The sequence below is a fragment of the Pseudomonas sp. 05T35 genome (assembly GCF_056396605.1).
The window spans coordinates 1-575 of the sequence record NZ_JBFTLU010000903.1 but is presented as its reverse complement, the minus strand read 5'-3'; the positions used below and the strand labels follow the sequence as shown (position 1 = coordinate 575).

Here is a 575-nt window from a genome sequence, read left to right as displayed (position 1 = left end):
CAAGTGACCTGCACGCCGCCCAATGCATCGACGACCTTGTTGAAGGTGGCTTTCACCGAATCCCCTAGCGGCGCGATAAAGGAAACAACTACCAGGGCCACCATCGCAACGATCAGCGCGTACTCAATCGCCGAAGCACCCTCGGTCCGGCTCATGAACAGCTGGAATCGAATGGACAGATACTGCACAAAATGAAGGAACATACGACTTCTCCTGCAAGATGTAGAACACTCTGAAGGTTCTAAGGACTGACACGGTGCATCTTCGATTGCGGGAACAGGTTGTCCAGGGTCTCCAGAAGGCGAACGTGATAGATCGGTTTGCGAAACAGGTCCAGCACCTGCAAGCGCAGCATGTCGCTGACGTCGTCCATGTCGGCATGGCCGGAGGTCACGATCACCGGCAAGTGCTGTCGGGATGTGTGTTCACGCAAACGGCGGATCAATGACATGCCACTCTCTTCGGGCATGCGCAGATCGGTGATAACCAACGCGATATCGGGGTGACGGGTCAGATGCTGCAACGCGAGTTTGACCGAAGTTGCGGTGAAGCAACAAAAGCCCTCGCCCTCCAGC

2 protein-coding genes are annotated in these 575 nt (G+C 55.8%); both read right to left on the bottom strand.

Annotation, left to right across the window (positions count from 1 at the left end):
- Positions 1 to 203, bottom strand: a 203-nt coding sequence (locus tag AC1DH9_RS30595; RefSeq protein ID WP_427538038.1) for a Flp family type IVb pilin, incomplete at its 3' end; no start/stop codon positions are given.
- Positions 204 to 241: 38 nt separating this feature from the next.
- A complete protein-coding gene (locus tag AC1DH9_RS30590) occupies positions 242 to 574 on the bottom strand; it encodes a response regulator (protein ID WP_477809511.1) in 333 nt (110 codons plus the stop codon).
- Position 575 lies beyond the last annotated feature (1 nt).